This is a genomic window from Paenibacillus sp. 8b26 (assembly GCF_050626875.1).
GTDB lineage: Bacteria > Bacillota > Bacilli > Paenibacillales > Paenibacillaceae > Paenibacillus.
Genome location: NZ_CP192445.1, coordinates 3,443,332 through 3,462,944, shown reverse-complemented (window position 1 = coordinate 3,462,944; position 19,613 = coordinate 3,443,332). Strand labels below are relative to the sequence as shown.

Here is a 19,613-nt window from a genome sequence, read left to right as displayed (position 1 = left end):
TTTTACAGAGGGGCTACTCTTTCCCTCAGATTCACCTTCTTTTAAAAATTCATCACCATCATCATTCGCCTTCATCGAAAGGGGTAACTATACTAATGACTATTCAACGCGCCGCAGCTTACGCTCGCTTTTCCAGTGACAACCAACGGGATGAATCCATCGACGCTCAGGTTCGAGCCATTGAAGCCTACTGCAAACAAAAAGGCTTTGAACTCGTTAAAATCTATATCGACCGCGCCAAAAGCGCCACCACAGACAAACGCCCACAGTTCCAGCAAATGATTGTCGATAGTGAAAAAGGCCTTTTTGATGTGCTCATCGTTCATAAGCTGGATCGTTTTAGCCGGGATAAATACGACAGTGCTAAATACAAACGCAAACTGAAATTGAACGGTATTAAACTGTACAGCGTCACCGAAAACCTAGATGGCTCTCCAGAAAGTATCATTATGGAAACTTTGCTGGAAGGTATGGCTGAGTACTATTCCAAAAACTTGGCCCGTGAGGTCATGAAGGGAATGAAAGAAACAGCATACCAATGTAAACATACAGGCGGCTTACCTCCCATCGGCTATGCTGTAGATCCTGTAACAAAAAAGTACATCATTAATGAAGAGGAACGCGGCATCGTCGAAACTGTTTTTTCTATGTTCCTCGCTGGTCACGGGTACAATCAGATCATTCGGGAACTGACGGAGCAAAGTTACAAATCCCGTTACGGTAAACCCATCAGCAAAGGCACCTTGGGTACGATTCTTCGTAACGAAAAGTACACAGGCACCTACATTTTCAACCTCACCGACAGCAAGGATGCGGCTGGTAAACGAAACGGCAATCGGCATAAAAATAGTGAAGATGTGATTCGTGTCGAAGGTGGTATGCCACAACTTGTAACCAAGGAAGATTTTCAGAAGGCACAGGATAAGATGAATCAAAACAAGCGCCAACCTGGCGCTTACAAGGCAAAAGAAATGTACCTGCTTAGCGGACTCATTGTTTGCGGGGAATGTTTGAAAAACGTAGGTATTCAGTATGCCATGATGGGCAATACCAAATACAGTGGTAGAAGCAAACTGAAATATGTTACCTACCGTTGCGGCAACCGTGACCGAACAAAGGCATGCAAGAATCCCGAATTACGCCGGGAGTACATTGAAGCCTATGTACTAGCCCAACTCCAAGAGAAGATTTTTAACGATGAAGCTATCCCTCTTCTGGCTAAACAGCTTAATGAGTACCAGAAGTCCAAAGAAACTCATGTGAAAGCCGATCAACAACGCCTAAACAAGAGTCTGGAAGGTGTAGAGCGCCAGATTGATAACATTGTAAATGCGGTGGCTAGCGGTCTGAACAATCCTACCATTCTCGAAAAGTTGTCCTCACTGGAACAGCAAAAGATTGAGCTAGAAACGAAACTGCTTGAGGCTCAGCAGGTAAAAGAAAAAGCAGCCATCACAGAGGATGCTCTGCGACAACTGCTTTCTGGCTTTCAGGACCACATCACCAGCCGGAATCTTCCTGAGATCAAGAAGTTCATCGGCAGCTATGTAGAAAAGGTGATCGTCTACAAGGAACACGTAGAAGTCATCTTTAAGCTACAAGTTGTGGATTTGATCGATGGAGGCGAACCTTGTTGTACCCCGTTCCGCGTATTTTACGAAGATGCCGGTTGCTCCTGCGGCGCTCTCTGTACCAACGCTTTGCCCAGAAACTGCCGTGTCCGTTCTTCCTTCGGATTGGTGAAAAACTGCTCCACCGGCCCTTGCTCCACGATCACGCCATGCTCCATTAGCACGACCCGATCCGCGACATCCCTCGCAAAGCCAAGCTCATGCGTGACGATAATCATCGTATTGCCTTCACTCGCTACCTTTTGGATGACCGACAGCACTTCATCCACCAGCTCGGGGTCGAGTGAGGACGTAGGTTCGTCGAACAGCAGCACCTGCGGATTCAGCGCCAAGGCGCGGGCAATCGCCACACGTTGCTGCTGTCCACCCGAAAGCTGGGCAGGGTAGTAGGTCATGCGATCCTTCAACCCGACCTTTTCCAAAATGCCTTCACTGATCTCCCTCGCCTGCTTGCGATCCAGCTTTTTGACACTGGTCAGGCCAATCATGACATTGTGGAGAGCATTCAAGTTTTTGAACAGTTGATATTGCTGGAATACCATCGCCGTTGCCGTACGCAGTCCGAGAATGTCCTTTTTCCCCGCCTTGGCTGCATCCACCTTCACACCGTCGATCTCAATGACACCACTGGTCGGCTGCTCCAAAAAGTTGATGCTGCGCAGCAATGTGGACTTGCCCGATCCGCTTGGCCCCAGAATAACCACGACTTCTCCCTTGCCTACGGTCAGGTCTATACCCTTCAACACATGATGCTGTCCAAAATGCTTATGAATTTGATGAAGTTGAATCATGTCCTTACTCACTTCTTTCGTAAATTCGAATACGCTTCTCCAGCACGACAAGCCCACGCTCAATAATGATGCACACCAGCCAGTAGATCAGGGACACCGCAACGTATACCTCAAAAAAGGCCAGCGCACGTGCGCCCATAATTTTGGCCTGTCCCATCATATCGACAACACCAATCATAAAGATAAAAGACGTGTCCTTCACCGTACTGATCAGCGTGTTCCCCAAATTGGGCAAAGCCACCGTCAACGCCTGCGGCAGCACAATTTTAAGCATAATCTGTGTTTGGCTCATACCAATGGAATTGGCAGCCTCAAATTGCCCCCGATCCACCGAATTAATCGCCGCTCGGAACGTCTCCGACAGATAACCCCCGAGATTTAGTGAAAATGACAACAATGCGAAAACCTCGGGTGGAATCACGTAGATATTTAATTGCTGTAAGAAACCATATTCGCTCTGAAAATAATATAAAAACTTGGGTATTCCATAATATACGAGAAATAACTGCACGATGAGCGGCGTTCCCCGAATGTACGAGACATACAACGTAGACAATTGCGCCAATACAGGCACCTTGTATATCCGAATTAAGGCCGTCCCCAACCCGATGATCGAACCCAGCAGCATGGACAAAAATGCTATCCATATCGTAACGGGGAGATACTCCACGATCCGGGGAAGGCTTTTCAGCATATAATCAAGGTCAAACAGTTTTTCCATATGAACCCCACTTTACCCTTTGCATTGTTGTTACTGCGGGATATATTCCCCGCCCGTCCACTGTTCAGACAGCTTTTTCAGCGTTCCGTCCGCTTTTAGTTCCTTAATGATCGGGTCGATTTTGGCTTTCAGCTCTTCGCCCTGCTTATCCTTTTTGAATACCAGGTTAATGTTGTCACTTTGCACCGGATCGCCCACAGCTTCCACCTGCAAGCCTTCCTTCTTGATCGTTGCTGCCGCCATAACCGGATCATTCACATAAGCATCCACCCGGCCATTTTGCACGTCCTGAAGGTTGTCAGATGAAGTGCCCGTGTCATTGTATTTCAGAATAATTTTGTTGCCGTTCTTCGCATTATACTGCTCCAGCAATTGAGTGTAGGAATCCCCTACGGAGGCAGCTACCTTCTTGCCTTCCAAATCCTTGAGAGAGTGGATGTCCGTTCTGCCTTTTTTCACGACAATAACAGATTGTGCCTGGAAGTAGGATTCATCCGAGAACAAATATTTTTGCTCACGCTCGGGATTTTTGGCGACTTCATCCGCTACGACTTGAATTTTGTTCGATTCCAGCGCCAGGAAAATTCCGTCCCAGCCGGAAGGCACAAACTCAAACTTATAGCCGTTCAGCTTCTTGTCAATCTCCTTGACCACTTCCACATCGTACCCGGTCAGCTCATTTTTATCATTCGTAAAAGCGAACGGCGGGTAGTCATTTTGTGTGCCCACATAAATCACCTTATCCCCCGATGCTGCTTCCTTTGAGGAACACCCGCTCAAGGCTCCCGTCAATAACACGAGAGATAGGCCAATCACTGCAACAAGAGCAGATTTCTTCATATGTGATATCCCTTCTTAATCCAAGTAATTTAGTATGATTTTATATTATAACGGGTTATTCAAATAATACAACAGCTAAATTTAATTTCAATTACTTATCCATATGTTGCACACAAAAAAGGACCCTTGCGGGTCCGCTGTCATCCATGAAGCGGAAGACGGTCTGCTGGATGTTCAGGCAAAATGGACGAGATCAGCCGTTGCACAGCCGGATGAGTGGATTCAAAAATCCGATCCTTCTCGTCACAGCGCTCGATCAATCTTCCCTGCTCCATCACAGCAATCCCATCACAGACAGCATAAGCCGCCCGAATATCATGCGTGATGAACAGATACGACAATCCAAACGAAGATTTCAGCTCTCCCAGCAGGGATAAAATGTGCATCTGGTGAACCATATCCAGGCTGCTGACGGACTCATCCAGAACGATGAGCTTCGGTTTGAGCGCAATCGCCCGTGCAATGTTGATCCGCTGTAATTGTCCGCCGCTGAATTGATGCGGATATTTATTCCGATCCTCTGGCTTGAGGCCGACCCGTTCCAGCAGGTTTTCGACCGTTCTCTTTTGCTCCTGCACCGATAACCGTTCGTAATTGTCCAGAGGCTCTCCGATAATCTGCCCGGCGGTCATCCGGGGATTTACGGCCGAATAGCAGTCCTGAAATACGACCTGCATATCCCGTCGCAGTCCCCTGCGAACTTGTTGGCTTCCATTATAAATGTCCTGCCCCCGGAACAGCACCTGACCCTCCTGCGGCTTCTCCAGCCCCAGAATGACCTTGCCCAGCGTGCTTTTTCCCGCTCCGCTGGTTCCAAGCAACCCCAGGCAAAATCCACTCTCTATGGTAAGCGACACGTCCGCCAGCACAGGGGGGCGTGGTTCGGAGCGACCCAGCCATTTGCGCCTTCCATAGCTATGAGTTACTTCCTTCACTTGTAGCATGCGCATTCGCTCCCCTTTTGAAAGTGTAACCGTCCAACAGGCGACTAACCGCCTGCCTGATTTATGCCCCGAAGGGACAACTTGGGTCTGGCATGCAGCAGCATTTTCGTATATTCATGCTGCGGGTGGTCGAACAACTGATGAACCTCCGCCTGCTCAACGATACGTCCCCGCTGCATGACAGCCACTTCATCCGCCATTTGGGAAATGACGCCCAGATCATGCGAGATCAGCAAAATGGAAGTATCGTACTCTGTACGCAGGCGATCCAGCTCTCTAAGCACCTGTAGCTGATTGACCACATCGAGCGCCGTCGTCGGTTCATCCGCAATAACCACTGCTGGCCGCAGACACATGGAAATGGCGATCATGACCCGTTGCAGCATTCCCCCGCTCAACTGAAACGAATAACGCTTCATCAGCTTGGTCGGATCAGGCAGATTCATGTTTTCCAAAGCCGATATGGCAAGGTCGCGGGCCTGTCGTTTGGTTAATCCGGTGTGCGTACGGATCGTTTCCATAAACTGAGCTCCGATCGTATACACTGGCGTAAAAGCGCTCATCGGATTTTGCATAATAAACGCGATTTCCTTGCCGCGAATACGCCGCATCTCCTCGGCTGCCATGCCGTTCAGCTCGCGCCCGTTCAGGCGGACACTGCCATCCACGTCCATCGTCTGGCGATCCAGCAACTGGAGTAGCGCGTTACAGGTCACCGTTTTGCCGCTTCCACTCTCGCCGACAAGACCCAGAACCTGTCCCTTCTTCAGCTCAAAATGGATCGGCTCCAGCAAAGATACCGTCCCTGCATCGGTTTTGAGCTTCACCTGCAAGCGGCTGACCTCCAGCACCTTCGACTTCGCCCCGTCATCCATCGTTGTTCTCACTCCTGTTTTACTGACGTTTGGCAATTCCGTATCGGTCGGACAGCGCTTCTCCCAATAGATTGAAGGCCATCACCACCACCAGAATCATGAAGCCCGGATAGATCATTAATTCCGGATGACTGCGGATGTATCCCGTTCCCTCATGAATCATCGCTCCCCATTCAGGAGTCGGCGGTTGGATGCCCAGACCGAGGAATGACAACGCGGAAATATCCATGATCGCCCAGCCCATCTCCAGCGTACCAATGACCACAATCGGCCGCAGCACATTCGGAATGATATGCCGCCGAATAATGGCCCCTGAGGAGGACCCGCTAATCCTTGCAGCAGCTATAAAATTCCGTTCTTTCAGACTGACGACCATATTGCGGCACATTCTGGCATAATACACCCACTGCACCATCATCAAGGCGAGCAGTACCTGCATGAGACCCGGCCCAAAAATACCGACAATCCCCAGCACCAGCACCAGATTCGGAAACGCCATAATGCCCTCGCAAAACCGCATCAGCACACTATCGACCCAGCCGCCCAAATAACCTGCAACCGATCCAATCACGACACCAATGCTAAGCGAGGACAGGAAAATTAATGTCGCAAAGCCAAGCGAAATCCGTGCTCCATACAGCAGCCGGGACAGATTACACCGACCCAAATGATCGGTTCCCAGCCAATATTCTTTTGAAGGTCCTTCCAGCTTGTGCAGTAAATTGACTTTAACCGGATCATGGGGAGCCAGCCACGGGGCCAGCGCCATAATGATAAAAAGAACCACTAGCACTATAGAACAGACCACGATCACCTTTTGACCCTTAAACATTGTACGCAACCTTATCATCACTGCTCTGCTCGTCCCTTCGATGAAATTCGGGGGTCCATATACAAATGCACCAGATCAACGAGCAAATTGCATACGATGAACAGGCATGCCGCCAAAAACACATAGCATTGTATGACGGGAATATCCCGGTTAAAAATCGCTTCCACAAAATATCGGCCAAAACCGGGCCATGAAAACACCTGCTCCACAATAATCGTTCCGGTCAGCAGCTTGCCCAGATTCATGCCCATACCCGTAATCAGCGGGGCAATGGCAATTTTGAGCACATGCTTGAGCATGATCACCCGCTCACGAATCCCTCTGGTTCTGGCATACTGCACATACGTTTCCTGAAGCTGCTCCAATACACTGGAGCGCAGCAGACGCGTATATAGAGCAATCAGAACCAGCGACAGGGTCAACGTAGGCAGCACCAGATGCTGCCAGGTTCCCCTGCCCTCTACAGGCAGCCAGTCCAGCCTCACGGAAAAAAAGAAGATCAACAGATATCCCAGCCAGAATTGAGGAATAGACGCTCCAAAATAAGAAATTCCCCGACTAAGCATGTCGATCCAGCCATTTTTACGCATCGCCGCCAGTACGCCCAGCGGGATACTCACCACGATAGATAGCACCATACTGCTCAGCGCCAGCTCGACGGTGGCAGGCAGCCGAACCTTCACCTCATCCCACACCGGCTTGTTCGTCAGATATGAAGTACCAAAGTCCAGCCGACTGATTCTTTGCAGCGTCTGTATATACTGCGTCAGCAAAGGCTGATCCAGCCCAAACTCATGTCTTTTCTGCTCCAAAATTTCCGGAGTTGGATAGATATGAGCTGCCGTCAAATAGGCCTCGGCCGGATCAACCGGTGAAATATGAATGAGCGCAAAGGTAACGAGGGTGGCAAAGAGAACAATAGGAATGACCGCTACCATTCGCTTCCCGATATAGCTGATCATGAGTTGTCCTCCTATCCTGTAAACTATCGTTCCCCTTCGGTTTCAACTACTTCCCGATTTCAATTCCCTCAAACGGATTTTCATCCCGATTGGCCGGGAATACAAAATCGGTAATCTTTTTCTGATATACTGCGGTTTTCTTAATATACGAAATAGGCACAATGGCAGATTGCTCCTGAAGGGTTTTCAGAATCGAAGCATACAGCTCTTGACGCTTGGTCTCGTCTGTCGATGAGAGCGCTTCGTGTACTTGCTGATCCAGGTCCTTCTTCATCGGAAGAGCGCTCAGTACCTCGGAAATCCCGAAGCTCTTCTTGGCAATGACATTAATAAAGGAGTGCGGATCATAAGGCGCACCATAGTTGTACCAGAAGTACAGATCAAACTGATTGGATCTAAGGCGTTTGATTTGAACTGTCAGCTCCAGCCCGGTCAGGTTCACCTTGACACCCAGTTCTCCCCATTCCGCCTGAATGGTTTCGGCCATCGCCTTTTGGACCGGATCGGTCTTATCAAAAATCAGCTCAAAATCCAGCTGTTGTCCGTCCTTCTCCCGTACTGCGCCGCCTGCGGGTAGCTTCCAGCCAGCCTCATCCAGCAGCGCTTTGGATTTTTCCACATCATAGTCAACGGGCTGTAAGTCCACATTTGTATACGGATAGTTTTTGGATAAGACAGTATCCGCTTTTTCCTCCAGCCCCGAGGTCACGCCTTCCACCATCGCCTGCTTGTTAAAGCCATGCTGGAGCGCCAGACGTACCCGAAGGTCTGCCAGCTTGGGATTGGACGAATTGAGCAACAAGCTTCTTGTGCCGACAGGCTCAGACAGCTTGGTCACATAATTATTCGTGTCGCGAAGCTGTTTGAAAGCATCTAGACTAATGACACCCTCTCCATAAATCAGATCCAAGTCGCCTTTTTCAAAGGCCATTACACGTGTTTCGCCATCGGGAATGATTTTTACGATAATTTTATCCACTTTCGGTGCAGTACCCCAATAATTCGGGTTACGCTTAAAGGTTGCATATTCATCTTGCTTGTATTCATCCAGCATCCAAGGCCCTGTACCTACAGGTTTCTTGATGCCTTTGGACGTATCTCCATCATCCGGAAACCCGGCTTCCCCCAGAAAACGGAACGGACGAACGACAGACAAGTCCTGAAGCAACGGATAGTATGACTCTTTGAGCGTCATGCGGAAGGTGCTGTCATCTACGGCTTCGGTTTTGTCGAGAACACCAACCACCCCAAGCCAACTGTGCGTTTTCTCATTTTTCATGATAGCGTCAAAGTTCTTTTTGACAATAGCCGCATTAAATGGCGTTCCATCTGAAAATTTCACGCCTTTACGTAGCTTGAACGTATATGTTTTGCCGTCCTTGGAAATGGTCCAGGATTCAGCCAAAGCAGGCTCCAGCTTGCCACCTTGCTTGTAACTGACTAACGGCTCATAAATCATGGATTGTGCAAAAAGTTGGGAAGGATTGTATACGTGAGGATTCATCGTGCCAATGTCGCGCGGCCACGATAGCGTGATCGTCTTCTCATTGGCAGCTCCGTCGGTTGAGGAGGACGCAGGCGTATTATCCTGCTTCGCGCAGCCTAAAATAACGGATAATAAAAGGATTGCTACCAGCGTAAGGGTGGCAGTCTTGCGGTGTCGAACGGACATCAATGTGTTTCCCCTTTTCTATATACGTGATAATGATTATCATAATCATATTTAGAATAGGTATCACATCCTATTTTGTCAACTACATTCGACAAGCAATGCTCTTAATATATTATAAATTTGTATAATATTAAATTTATGGTTTAATCCGCCAACGTCTGAAACAGAGTACGCGTGTACTCATGCTGTAACAGGTGTTCATCCCATTCCTTGAGTACTTCCACGATCTCTCCTTGATACATGACGGCAATCCGATCACAAAACTGACGCGTGGATTGAAGATCATGGGTGATAAAAAGATAGGATAGCTGGCGCTCCACCTGCGCTCTCTTGAGCATGTCCAGCACAGAAGATTGCGTTGTCGTATCCAGATTGGCGACCGATTCGTCGAACAAGATGATATCCGGTTCCACTGCCAGCGCTCTGGCAATACACACCCGCTGCTTTTGCCCGCCGCTTAGCTGCGATGGGTATTTCTCCAGACAGTCCGCAGTCAGCCCCACCGATTCCAGCAAGGATAGGCAAATATTCAGTGCTTGTGCTTTTCGTTCAGGAAAATAGTTGCAGATCGGCTCCTCCAAAATATCTCGGATCGTCATGCGGGGATGCAGCGAGGAAGACGAGTCCTGCGCGACCAGCTGGATTCGTTTGTACAGATGGATATCCTTTATCCTCCCGATGTGAATCGGCTGGTCATCCAGCCAAATCTCACCCGAAGTCAGCGGTTCCAGTCTCAGAATACATTTTGCCAGCGTACTCTTGCCGCTTCCGCTTTCACCGACCAATCCCAGACACTCTCCACGTTGCAGTTCCAGACTCACCTGCTTCACAGCCTGTTCGGTATCCTGCGTTTTGGACCAGCCCTTTCTCCGTTTGCGGACAGGATAGGCTTTGGTCACTTGCTTTAATTCCAGTATCATTCGCGTATCCTTCCTTCCGGGCTCATCTCCAGTACACGATCCGCCACACGGCTCACACCCTGACGATCATGAGAAATTAGCAAAATGGTGAGATCGAAGTCCTCTCTCAACTGTTGAAACAATGCCAGAACCTTATCCCGGTTGATAACATCCAGCGCCGTGGTAGGCTCGTCGGCAATAAAAAGGCGCGGACCGGAGCTTAGCATCGCAGCCAGCAGTACCCTTTGACACATCCCTCCGCTTAATTCAAAAGGGTATGAGGACAAAATATGCTCGGGGTCTGCAAACCCGACCTTCCTCAATAAAGAGCACAGATAAGCCTCCTGCGCTTGAGTAACACGACCTCTGGCCATCTGCACAATCCAGCTCAGCATCTGCCGCACCTGGGGCAACAAGCCCTGAGGGAGGGCTTGCTGCGGTGCAGCAAGGGAGGGAGCGACATCCGCATGCCCCTTCTGGTCGGGTGGCATCCAGCGCCGCCCGTGCAGTCTGAGCGTGTCCGTCAGTTGTGTGCGGACGGTACGGATTGGATTCAACCCGCTCAGCGATTGTTGAATGAGCAGGGCAATGTCCTCGCGACGCAGCCTTTGCCAGCGCCGTTCATCGAATGGGACGATATCCTCCCCGTTGTAGTGTATATGCCCCTGCGTAACGCCGATTCCCGGCTCCAGCATGCCCGCGATCGCATGCGCGGTCAGACTCTTGCCGCATCCGCTCGGCCCGGTTAGAGCCACAATTTCCCCTGGATATACGGAAAAGCTGACATTTCGGAGCAGCGGCTGATTACCGCTTATCCGCATTATTTTCCCATTCGCGCCCGGTTTCCTACCTGCTTCCGCACCTGTTGCTGTGTCAATACGTGTACCCGCTCCTGTGCCTATGCGACATATCTCCAGATGTTCCACGTGCAACATTGGCTTGCGCCCTGCCATATTCCCTTTCATCTGTCCTGTCCCATCCTCCATTCTGCCGCCCCCTTTTCCGAGAATCGGTCTCCCAGAAGCTGGCAAGCAAGCACAAACAGCATAATCGCCAAGCCCGGGAAAATCATGACATGCGGCGCCACCTGAAAATACGACGTCGCATCATGCAGCATCACACCCCACTCCGGCTTAGGCGGCTGTACACCCAGCCCAAGAAAGGAAAGTCCGGCAACCATAAGCACGACTCGTCCAATGTCCCAGACCGCGTACACAAGCAGCTGTGGCAGTACCTGCGGCAACACATAACGTCTCAGCACGCGCACATGTGAATTACCGGATAAACGGGCATATCGGACATAGTCCTCCTGACAGGCTTTTTGAACAAGGGTGCGAATATACCGAACATATCCCGCCCACCGTACCGCAATAATCGCTAAGGTCATGTTTACAAAGCCCGGACCCAAGATACCCACAATCGCCACCGTCAAAATGATATCGGGAAAAGCCAGCACGCCGTCAATGGCCCGCATGACTAACTGGTCCACACGCCCGCGTACATAGCCAATGAGCAAGCCTATCGGCAAACTGATACACAAGGTGGTCACTGTAATCGCACAAGCAATCAGTACGCTGGTCCGAATCCCGTAAATCAGGCGCGACAGTACATCCCGACCCAGATGATCCGTACCAAATGGATATTTCCGACTAGGTGGTGCCAAACGGTTCAGAAGGTCCACATCAAGAGGATCATGAGGAGCAACCCATGGAGCCAGTACCCCGAGCAGCACGATCAGGCCCAGCAGCACTCCTCCTGTCAGTAAGCTCCCTTTGAAGGACAGCCGCATGTTTTTCATTTTCAACTCCCTCCCCTAACGCAAACGCAACCTTGGATCTACAGCCGCCTGGACCACATCTACCAAACACTGAACACCTACGATTAAAAATGCAGCAAAAATGACATACCCCTGGATCACCGGATAATCCCGCTGCGTAATCGCATCTATAAAATACTTGCCCAAACCCGGCCATGAAAAAATCGTCTCTACAATGACATTACCCGCCAGCATAAATGACAAATTTGTGCCTAACAGTGTAATGATCGGCAAAATCGCATGCCTGAATATCTCAAAAAACAGAATATGCTTGCGGGAAAAGCCTCGGGCCTTCGCCGCCTTCACAAAATTCCGGTCACCCAGCTCCAGCATTTGGGCACGCAGCACACGGGCTTGCACAGCCCCCAAACCTGCCCCAAGGGTCAGCGCTGGCAGTACCAAATGAGTCCAATCCTCACGACCCATGGATGGGAGCCAGCCCAAACGAACGGAAAACAGGTAAATCAGCAGAAAGCCAAGCCAAAAAGAGGGAATGGACGATCCCAGCAGTGCAAACAGCCTTCCCAGACGATCGAGCCAACCGCTGGATTTTACTGAGGCGGCCAGTCCCATTCCAAGAGTCAGGACCGTCATGACGGCAAAGCCCGCCGAAGCCAGCTCCACAGTAGCGGGCAGTCTGTTCCACAGTTCGGTTAGCACCGACTCCTTGGATACATAGGAGGTGCCCCAGTGCCCTGTGAACACATCCCGCAGCCAGTTCACATACTGAATATGGAGCGGCTCGCTCAAGCCCAGCTCCTTACGCAGCGCCGTCAACGCCTCCTCAGAGGCAGGCACATTATGCGCGGTGAGCAGAATGGTAGCAGGGTCGCCGGGAGCCAGCCTCATCAGCACAAACGTCAGCGTGGATACAACAAACACAATGATGACAAGCTGCGCCACACGTTCCAGAATAAAACGAATCATAGGGTACGCAGCCCGTTATTCCGCAATATCGGATTGCGCCGTAATGTAGTAATACTCAATCGGATGCGGTGTAAAGCCCTCTACCCCTTTTTTCACCCCAAACACATTATCAGGGTGAACAATAAACGACTGCGGCAAATCCGTATTAATGATATCCAGCGCTTGCAGTGTCACAGCATTACGTTGCGCTGTATCCTTCGCCAGCTTCAAGCTGCCAAGAAGGTTCTCCAGCGGTTTGGAACTATAACGGCTTACATTGGCTTCGCTTTTAGAGGAATAAAACATGTCCATAAAATATTGCGGCTCTCCCGTATGGGCAGTCAGCATGCTGTACATGGCGAAATCCCAATCATTTTTGGTCAGTGCCTCGTCGATATTTTCCACCTTGCGGATCTTCACCTGGATGCCCTCCTTCAGCAGTTGGCTCTGAATCACCTCAGCCATGACCGAAAGCTCTGGACGTTGAGGAAAGGTCAGCAACGTAACCTCGAACGGCTTGCCCTGCTTGGTCCATGTGCCTTGGGCATCCTTCTTCCAGCCATCCTTCGTCAATAGCTGCTCGGGCATTCCGTCCAGCGCTTTACGCTCGACCTTACCGAAGGGGAGAATGCTCGGGAATGGGCTGCTTGCCTCCGTACCATAGCCTCTCATGATCGCACTCACAATAGATGCACGTGGTATCAAGCTGTCCACTACTTTGCGGTTCGCGGCATCCTTGAACAGAGACGACTCCATGTTATACACGATCATATGGGTGCGCAAAGAGGGAGCCGACAGCACTTGCAGCTTATCGTTTTTTTTCAATACCTCCGCGTTATCCACCGGAATATCGGTCGCTACATCTACTTCGCCGGATTGCAGTGCCAGCAGGCGCGAATTGCCGTCCGTAATGAACTTCATCGTTGCTTCAGCCAGCCGGGCCTTCTCGCCCCAATATCCGTCATAACGCTCTACGACCAAGGATTGATCCTTGTTGAACGCTTTAATTTTAAAAGCACCTGTCATCGCAGGGTAGCTCTGCTCATCCTTTATGGACGCTACATCCAGCACAATCGTCGATGGATCAGCCAGATTGGACACCAGCGCCGCATTCGGCTGGTTTGTCGTAATTTTCAACGCCAGCGGCCCGGTTACGTCAATTGACTTTACATCTAGCAAATCCTTCGCCAGATGGCTTTTCTCAATGGAGCGCAGCAGGGAAGCTTTTACACTTTCCGCGTCCATACTCTTTCCATCATGAAAAGTGACCTTATCCTGCAAGCTGAATGTCCAGACTGTGGGGCTATCCTGCTTCCATTCCTTGGCCAGCCAAGCCTCAGGCTCCAGCTTTTCATTCAAACGGACAAGTGTCTCGCCTGCGCCAGAACGCATGACATCCCAGCTATTATCGCCATGCGGATCCACGCCTGACGGCTTCCAGGTATACGCCATCACCAGCTTTTTGTCCGTTGTGGACTGTTGTGCGGATGTGTTTTCGCTCTTGCCGGAGCCGTCCGCCGTCTTATTGGTTGTGGAGCATCCCGAAAGAGCCATAACTACCAGCAGCAGCACCACCCCTGTGCATATGGACCATGAACGCTTTTTACGATTGCTTATCATCTTATTTATCCCCCTCTATCTTGTCATTCACAAATACCTAACGCAAAAAAAAGCATCCCGGACCGCCTGATCAGCAGTCAGAAATGCTTTCATTATAAAATGCCAAAGCTCACCTCAAAGCACCTCTAATCATAGAAGGGATCGGATCGGTTTCAGACATTCCGTAAGCAGCACGCCCAACCACCTCCCCAGCATCCCGTGGGTCTGACAGTGATGTTAAAACAGGCAGGTCTCCTGACTTCAGGCGTATCTTTCAGGCCTTCCCGGTTCTTCACAGTTCCAGTGGCTATTCCGAAAGCTACAGCAATTCCCTGCTGATGCCTGTATACAGTGGCGGGTCCGTGTCGGAATCTACCGAACTTCCCTTTTAAGTGAGCACGTACAACAGCCATCTACATGATCTCAACGAAACCCTGTAGATAGAAAGTCCGGCTCACACCTGTTTTCTTCCTTTATTCTTTTTCATTACGATTTAGGACTATCTTATTTTGTTGTTACAGGCTTGTCAACAAATGTCGCATAATAATTTAAATTTGAACGATACGGCCAGAATCAAGGCTATGACTTTGCGTTGCATGCACGCAATGGACGTGATAAAATTAGGTATAGAGATAACCAACGTGTCCGTATACTAAAAAGAGTCTTCGCCGCTACCAACGGCAAAGACTCTTAGGACTTGAAAGGCTGTGGATCACCACGGCGCGCTAAATGCTTAGCTAAACCCACCGTTAGGCGCCTAACCTAATTACGCGGTGGGTTTTCGCTTGTTCCGAAATTTCCGACGTAGCCAGCGATAAAGTTTACGAATACTAAACACCAGGCTTAGTAACGTAACCATCCAACGCAACACATCGTAGCACGACACAAGGTTGACATCGGCTTCACCCCCTTTCGGGAAGCTGCGCCGTGGTCCGAAAACATCCACCACTATTCAAAATCCATAAGATAGAGTATACCATGACCTCGCCTACCACTCTAGCAAATTCTTCTAATAGAATCTCAAATCCCGATCTTCATACAGGAAGAGGGCTTTATCAATAACTCTATGCCAAAAAGCCGGAAAAAGAGGCTTACGACCTCTCTCCGGCTGTCTTTATCTAATCCTAATTATCAAACCTTCTGCGGAACCTCCGACACTGTAACACCTTTGACCGATTCGGCTTGTTTTTTCGTTAAAACGATGTTCAAGACAATCGCCGTGATCGAGCCGGATACGATGCCGTTTTGCAGCAGCATTTTGGCAAAGCTCGGCAGTTGGTCGAACATTTGGGGCAGCACGGCAGAGCCGAGACCCACCGCAATGCTACATGCCGCGATCAGCAGATTGCTTTCCTTCCGCAAGTCCACTTCTGACAAAATAGACATGCCCGACGCAGCAACCGAACCGAACATAACGATCATCGCCCCGCCCAGCACAGCATTAGGAATCACTGTCGTCAAGGCAGCCAGCTTAGGCAACAGACCAAGAACAACCATAATGCCACCCGCAGCAAAAATAACGTTCCGCGACTTGACGCGTGTCAGCGAAATCAGACCTACATTTTGCGAGAAAGCCGTGTAAGGAAACGCATTAAAAATACCCCCGAGCATAATTGCAAGTCCTTCGGAACGCAAACCATTGACGATTTGCTTCTGCTCCACCTTTTGATCAATCGCCTTGCCTACTGCCAAATAAACGCCCGTAGACTCGACCATGCTGACAATATTAACGATAATCATCGTACATACTGCCATAATGCTAAACTCAGGCTTACCAAAATAAAACGGCTGCGCAACACTTACCCAAGACGCTTGCACCACTGGAGCAAAATGCACCATTCCCATCGCATAAGCGACCACTGTACCCGCAAACAGACCGATGAGCACGGAAATTGAGCGCAAAAAGCCCTTAGCCAACCGATTCACAAGTAAAATAACCAGTAAAGTAACTAACGCCAGCAGCAAATTACGCGGCTGTCCAAAATCCGCGCTACCCTGACCCCCTGCTACGTTATTCATCGCCACCGGAATGAGGGACAGGCCGATAATCGTAACAACCGAACCCGTAACCACCGTCGGGAAAAAGCGTAGCAGCTTGCCATACAACGGTGCCGCGAGCACCACGAATATACCGGATAAAATAATGGCTCCGTACGCGGTCGCCAAATTCGAGGTCGACGCAATTGCGATAATCGGACCCACCGCCGTAAACGTACAGCCCAGGATGACAGGCAATCTACTGCCGAAAAACCGCGTGCCCATAATCTGTAATAACGTAGCAATCCCGCAAGTGAACAAATCGGCAGCCACCAGATAGGCCATCTGGGCTGGCGTCAGGTGCAATGCTCCCCCTACAATGAGAGGTACGGCAATCGCTCCAGCGTACATCGCCATCACATGCTGGAAGCCCAGCGCGAATAACTTTTGTTTGCTTAACATCCCACATTCTCCTTAACGGAAGGAATCACCGCACCCGCTTCTTCTATAAAATGAACCTCACCCGGTGCCATGGAAGCGATACGCGCAAGAGAGCGTACGGCGATGCCTCTTTGTTCCAGCAGTCCACGGCCTTCCTGAAAGCTCTTTTCGATCACGCAGCCAACCCCGGCCAGCTCCGCTCCTGCCTCCTTCACAATATCTGTAAGTCCAACCAATGCTGCGCCAGTAGCCAGAAAATCATCCACGATCAGCACATGGTCGCTGGCATCGAGATATTTTTGGGAAATACTCACCTGATAGGTTTCCTTCCGTGTAAATGAGTGAACCTCAGCGAAGTATACCTGCTCGTTCAGCGTGATTGCCTTCTTTTTCTTCGCGTAGATGAACGGAACACCCAATGCAATGGCTGTTGCCATAGCAAACTGAATACCGCTTGCTTCAATCGTAAGCACCTTCGTAATGGAGGCACCGCCAAAAAGACGTGCGAACTCCTTACCAATCTCCAGCGCCAATGCTGTATCCACCTGATGATTCAAAAACGAATCTACCTTTAATACCGTGTCGGATAAAATCTGTCCCTCTTGACGAATACGTTCCTCCAAAACTTTCATGATGCGGGTATCGCTCCTTCTTTACTTTAAAATAGAATAAACCTGCCAAAACCAAAAAAAGGACAGGCTCCCTTGAGTTGTTTCTCAAGTGAAGCCTGTCCCTGGGGTTGTAATCCCTGACGGATGAGCGCACAAATAAATGCCCGCATTTCATCCGAAGCCGATGCGCTATCACTCATAGTCAGACGATTACAGTGGTCGTCCGGTAGAAACTTTTGGGCCATATCCCCAATATTATACGAGTCATATGAAATTGATATCTTGTATACTACACCCTCTGGCGGAGGGTTTCAAGACTATTTTTCATACAGACAGCGGCACTTGAAGAACATTCCATAATTCTAACATCGCAAAACAATTTCCTCCTCCAATTAAAGTACATATATTGTAGAAAACAGATACCGGAACACGTAAAACCATACAAAACAACATTATATTTTATTTATAATTTGAAAAACAAAAATAAAACCACACATTATATTTCCGTTTGTGTTGACTACACAGAAAAACGGAAGTAGTATTGAGTTATATAAGATGTAAAGAGGCAGGAGCTTCGACTGCCGGGACTTCACCCACGTAAGGAGATTGGTTATGGATAACTATCTTGCTGTTGATATTGGAGCTTCAAGCGGAAGGCTCGTGCACGCAACTCTGCAAGACGGTCTGCTTCATTTGCAAGAGCTTCATCGGTTCAACAACTCCTTTACCGAAAGAGACGGACATGATTACTGGAATGTCGACGATCTGTTTGACGAGATCATAAAAGGACTGCAAAAAGCCAAACAGAAAGGGATTCATTCCTGCACGCTCGGCATAGATACATGGGCTGTAGATTATGTCCTGCTGGATCAGGAAGGTCGTCGCATTCATGATATCTACGCCTATCGCGATGCACGAACTCTTCATGCACCCGAAAAGCTGCACCAGTTCATAAGCAGAGAAGATGTATATGAGAAGACAGGCATTCAGGAACTGAACTTTAACACGCTCTATCAACTGTTCGTACATGACCGGGAGCAGCTTGCCCAAGCGGATAAAATATTGATGGTTCCCGATTATCTGTACTATCGCCTTACGGGCATCATGATGAATGAAACGACGAATGCATCTACTATGCAGCTTCTAAATGTGAACGCCCGAGAGTTTGATGAGGACCTGCTGTCCCTGCTCCAGCTTCGCCGTAATCAATTTGCGGAGCTTACCGAACCCGGTCAGTCTCTGGGTGCGATCTTACCGGAGCTTGTTCAGCAGTACGATCTTCCAGACTGCCAACTCATCGTCGTGCCTACACACGATACAGCATCGGCTGTGGCGGGTGTTCCATCGAAGCGGGAAGAATCGTGGGCCTATATCAGCAGCGGAACGTGGTCACTTCTGGGTATGGAGCGGCAACAAGCCTTGAATACCAAGGCAGCCATGCAGGCGAACTACACCAATGAGTGGGGAGCTTTCGATACGTACCGTTTTCTGAAAAACATTATGGGCCTGTGGATGATTCAGGAGGTAAGAAGAGAGGGCGATTCTGCTCTTAGCTTTGCCGAATTGGCCCAATTGGCTTCGGCAGAAACGCCGTTTGCCAGTCTCGTTCTCTGCAACCTGCCCGCATTTTTAAACCCGGATAGCATGACTCTTGAAATTCAACGATTCTGCGAGGAAACGGGGCAGCCCATTCCCCGAACTCCGGGTTCGCTCGCCCGCTGTATTTTCGACAGCCTGGCCCTAAGCTACCGGGATGCCTTGTATGAACTACAGCGTTTAACCGACGAAACCATTACCCGACTGCACATTGTCGGCGGAGGCGCCAATAACGAATTGCTGTGTCAGCTAACAGCCGATCTTTTGGGGATTGAGGTTCACGCAGGCCCTTCGGAGTCTACGGCCATCGGTAATATTGTCGTGCAGCTCATCAGCATCGGCGCTCTTGACGATCTCCAAGCTGCTGGCAGCGTCATTGCCCAATCCTTCCCGACCCAGTTATATCAACCGAGGCCGGTGGATGGGATTGAAGGGCTTCTGGATCGCTGGGAGAGTCTCAAGAAGCAGACAGCGTCCTCTATTCAGATATCTCGATAAAG

The 19,613-nt window shown here is 49.7% G+C and carries 16 protein-coding genes, 1 pseudogene and 2 riboswitches; of the genes and pseudogenes, 2 read left to right on the top strand and 15 right to left on the bottom strand.

All coding sequences use genetic code 11. The features are described from left to right. Positions 1 to 95 precede the first annotated feature (95 nt). Positions 96 to 1,169 (top strand): annotated as a pseudogene (locus ACQ4MX_RS15980) (recombinase family protein); the annotation flags it as partial. Between the two features lie 485 nt (positions 1,170 to 1,654). Here the strand turns inward: ACQ4MX_RS15980 and ACQ4MX_RS15975 are convergent. From ACQ4MX_RS15975 to ACQ4MX_RS15905, 15 genes are all read right to left on the bottom strand, one after another. Beyond that, positions 1,655 to 2,422: an amino acid ABC transporter ATP-binding protein gene (locus tag ACQ4MX_RS15975; protein ID WP_431085890.1), complete on the bottom strand. Its 768-nt coding sequence runs from the start codon at positions 2,420 to 2,422 to the stop codon at positions 1,655 to 1,657. A gap of 4 nt (positions 2,423 to 2,426) precedes the next feature. Beyond that, on the bottom strand, positions 2,427 to 3,143 hold the full coding sequence (locus ACQ4MX_RS15970; RefSeq protein ID WP_431085888.1) for an amino acid ABC transporter permease: 717 nt from the start codon (positions 3,141 to 3,143) through the stop codon (positions 2,427 to 2,429). A 30-nt stretch (positions 3,144 to 3,173) separates the two neighbouring features. After that, positions 3,174 to 3,983, bottom strand: a complete 810-nt coding sequence (locus tag ACQ4MX_RS15965; RefSeq protein ID WP_431085885.1) for a transporter substrate-binding domain-containing protein — start codon at positions 3,981 to 3,983, stop codon at positions 3,174 to 3,176. Between the two features lie 140 nt (positions 3,984 to 4,123). Then, on the bottom strand, positions 4,124 to 4,933 hold the full coding sequence (gene nikE / locus ACQ4MX_RS15960; protein WP_431085883.1) for a nickel import ATP-binding protein NikE: 810 nt from the start codon (positions 4,931 to 4,933) through the stop codon (positions 4,124 to 4,126). 38 nt (positions 4,934 to 4,971) lie between these two features. After that, on the bottom strand, positions 4,972 to 5,802 hold the full coding sequence (nikD, locus tag ACQ4MX_RS15955; RefSeq protein ID WP_431085881.1) for a nickel import ATP-binding protein NikD: 831 nt from the start codon (positions 5,800 to 5,802) through the stop codon (positions 4,972 to 4,974). A 19-nt stretch (positions 5,803 to 5,821) separates the two neighbouring features. Continuing rightward, positions 5,822 to 6,652: a nickel ABC transporter permease subunit NikC gene (gene nikC, locus ACQ4MX_RS15950; protein WP_431091352.1), complete on the bottom strand. Its 831-nt coding sequence runs from the start codon at positions 6,650 to 6,652 to the stop codon at positions 5,822 to 5,824. Then, positions 6,652 to 7,596: a nickel ABC transporter permease subunit NikB gene (gene nikB / locus ACQ4MX_RS15945; protein ID WP_431085878.1), complete on the bottom strand. Its 945-nt coding sequence runs from the start codon at positions 7,594 to 7,596 to the stop codon at positions 6,652 to 6,654. The genes nikC (ACQ4MX_RS15950) and nikB (ACQ4MX_RS15945) overlap by 1 nt, the downstream gene beginning before the upstream one ends. 46 nt (positions 7,597 to 7,642) lie before the next feature. Continuing rightward, positions 7,643 to 9,268, bottom strand: a complete 1,626-nt coding sequence (gene nikA, locus ACQ4MX_RS15940) for a nickel ABC transporter substrate-binding protein (protein ID WP_431085876.1) — start codon at positions 9,266 to 9,268, stop codon at positions 7,643 to 7,645. Positions 9,269 to 9,411: 143 nt separating this feature from the next. Next, positions 9,412 to 10,188 carry an ABC transporter ATP-binding protein gene (locus ACQ4MX_RS15935; RefSeq protein WP_431085875.1) on the bottom strand — a complete coding sequence of 259 codons (777 nt, stop codon included), beginning with the start codon at positions 10,186 to 10,188 and terminating at the stop codon, positions 9,412 to 9,414. Next, positions 10,185 to 11,153, bottom strand: a complete 969-nt coding sequence (locus ACQ4MX_RS15930; RefSeq protein WP_431085873.1) for an ATP-binding cassette domain-containing protein — start codon at positions 11,151 to 11,153, stop codon at positions 10,185 to 10,187. Before ACQ4MX_RS15930 ends, ACQ4MX_RS15935 begins: the two co-directional genes overlap by 4 nt. Then, positions 11,129 to 11,965, bottom strand: coding sequence for a nickel transporter permease (gene nikC / locus ACQ4MX_RS15925; protein WP_431085871.1), 837 nt, complete (start codon positions 11,963 to 11,965; stop codon positions 11,129 to 11,131). Before nikC (ACQ4MX_RS15925) ends, ACQ4MX_RS15930 begins: the two co-directional genes overlap by 25 nt. Positions 11,966 to 11,980: 15 nt before the next feature. Then, positions 11,981 to 12,910 carry a nickel ABC transporter permease gene (gene nikB / locus ACQ4MX_RS15920; RefSeq protein ID WP_192510993.1) on the bottom strand — a complete coding sequence of 310 codons (930 nt, stop codon included), beginning with the start codon at positions 12,908 to 12,910 and terminating at the stop codon, positions 11,981 to 11,983. A gap of 15 nt (positions 12,911 to 12,925) precedes the next feature. Further along, entirely contained in the window at positions 12,926 to 14,509 is a 1,584-nt protein-coding gene (locus ACQ4MX_RS15915) for an ABC transporter substrate-binding protein (protein ID WP_431085868.1), read from the bottom strand. Positions 14,510 to 14,716: 207 nt separating this feature from the next. Beyond that, a riboswitch (cobalamin riboswitch) is annotated at positions 14,717 to 14,920 on the bottom strand. A 699-nt stretch (positions 14,921 to 15,619) separates the two neighbouring features. Further along, positions 15,620 to 16,927, bottom strand: a complete 1,308-nt coding sequence (locus tag ACQ4MX_RS15910) for a nucleobase:cation symporter-2 family protein (RefSeq protein ID WP_431085867.1) — start codon at positions 16,925 to 16,927, stop codon at positions 15,620 to 15,622. Beyond that, positions 16,921 to 17,538 carry a xanthine phosphoribosyltransferase gene (locus ACQ4MX_RS15905; RefSeq protein WP_431085864.1) on the bottom strand — a complete coding sequence of 206 codons (618 nt, stop codon included), beginning with the start codon at positions 17,536 to 17,538 and terminating at the stop codon, positions 16,921 to 16,923. The genes ACQ4MX_RS15910 and ACQ4MX_RS15905 overlap by 7 nt, the downstream gene beginning before the upstream one ends. 158 nt (positions 17,539 to 17,696) lie before the next feature. Then, positions 17,697 to 17,800: riboswitch (purine riboswitch) on the bottom strand. Positions 17,801 to 18,129: 329 nt separating this feature from the next. On the opposite strand from ACQ4MX_RS15905, the gene rhaB reads away from it, so the two are divergent. Continuing rightward, positions 18,130 to 19,611: a rhamnulokinase gene (rhaB, locus tag ACQ4MX_RS15900; protein WP_431085863.1), complete on the top strand. Its 1,482-nt coding sequence runs from the start codon at positions 18,130 to 18,132 to the stop codon at positions 19,609 to 19,611. The last annotated feature ends 2 nt before the right edge of the window (positions 19,612 to 19,613 follow it).

Bases quoted from the DNA above. Each gene is read 5' to 3' on its own strand.
- nikC (WP_431085871.1), bottom strand. From the start codon at position 11,965: ATGAAAAACATGCGGCTGTCCTTCAAAGGGAGCTTACTGACAGGAGGA.
- ACQ4MX_RS15935 (WP_431085875.1), bottom strand. From the start codon at position 10,188: ATGATACTGGAATTAAAGCAAGTGACCAAAGCCTATCCTGTCCGCAAA.
- ACQ4MX_RS15910 (WP_431085867.1), bottom strand. From the start codon at position 16,927: ATGTTAAGCAAACAAAAGTTATTCGCGCTGGGCTTCCAGCATGTGATG.
- ACQ4MX_RS15970 (WP_431085888.1), bottom strand. From the start codon at position 3,143: ATGGAAAAACTGTTTGACCTTGATTATATGCTGAAAAGCCTTCCCCGG.
- ACQ4MX_RS15915 (WP_431085868.1), bottom strand. From the start codon at position 14,509: ATGATAAGCAATCGTAAAAAGCGTTCATGGTCCATATGCACAGGGGTG.
- ACQ4MX_RS15965 (WP_431085885.1), bottom strand. From the start codon at position 3,983: ATGAAGAAATCTGCTCTTGTTGCAGTGATTGGCCTATCTCTCGTGTTA.
- nikC (WP_431091352.1), bottom strand. From the start codon at position 6,652: ATGATAAGGTTGCGTACAATGTTTAAGGGTCAAAAGGTGATCGTGGTC.
- nikB (WP_192510993.1), bottom strand. From the start codon at position 12,910: ATGATTCGTTTTATTCTGGAACGTGTGGCGCAGCTTGTCATCATTGTG.
- nikE (WP_431085883.1), bottom strand. From the start codon at position 4,933: ATGCGCATGCTACAAGTGAAGGAAGTAACTCATAGCTATGGAAGGCGC.
- ACQ4MX_RS15905 (WP_431085864.1), bottom strand. From the start codon at position 17,538: ATGAAAGTTTTGGAGGAACGTATTCGTCAAGAGGGACAGATTTTATCC.
- ACQ4MX_RS15975 (WP_431085890.1), bottom strand. From the start codon at position 2,422: ATGATTCAACTTCATCAAATTCATAAGCATTTTGGACAGCATCATGTG.
- ACQ4MX_RS15930 (WP_431085873.1), bottom strand. From the start codon at position 11,153: ATGGAGGATGGGACAGGACAGATGAAAGGGAATATGGCAGGGCGCAAG.
- nikA (WP_431085876.1), bottom strand. From the start codon at position 9,268: ATGTCCGTTCGACACCGCAAGACTGCCACCCTTACGCTGGTAGCAATC.
- rhaB (WP_431085863.1), top strand. From the start codon at position 18,130: ATGGATAACTATCTTGCTGTTGATATTGGAGCTTCAAGCGGAAGGCTC.
- nikB (WP_431085878.1), bottom strand. From the start codon at position 7,596: ATGATCAGCTATATCGGGAAGCGAATGGTAGCGGTCATTCCTATTGTT.
- nikD (WP_431085881.1), bottom strand. From the start codon at position 5,802: ATGGATGACGGGGCGAAGTCGAAGGTGCTGGAGGTCAGCCGCTTGCAG.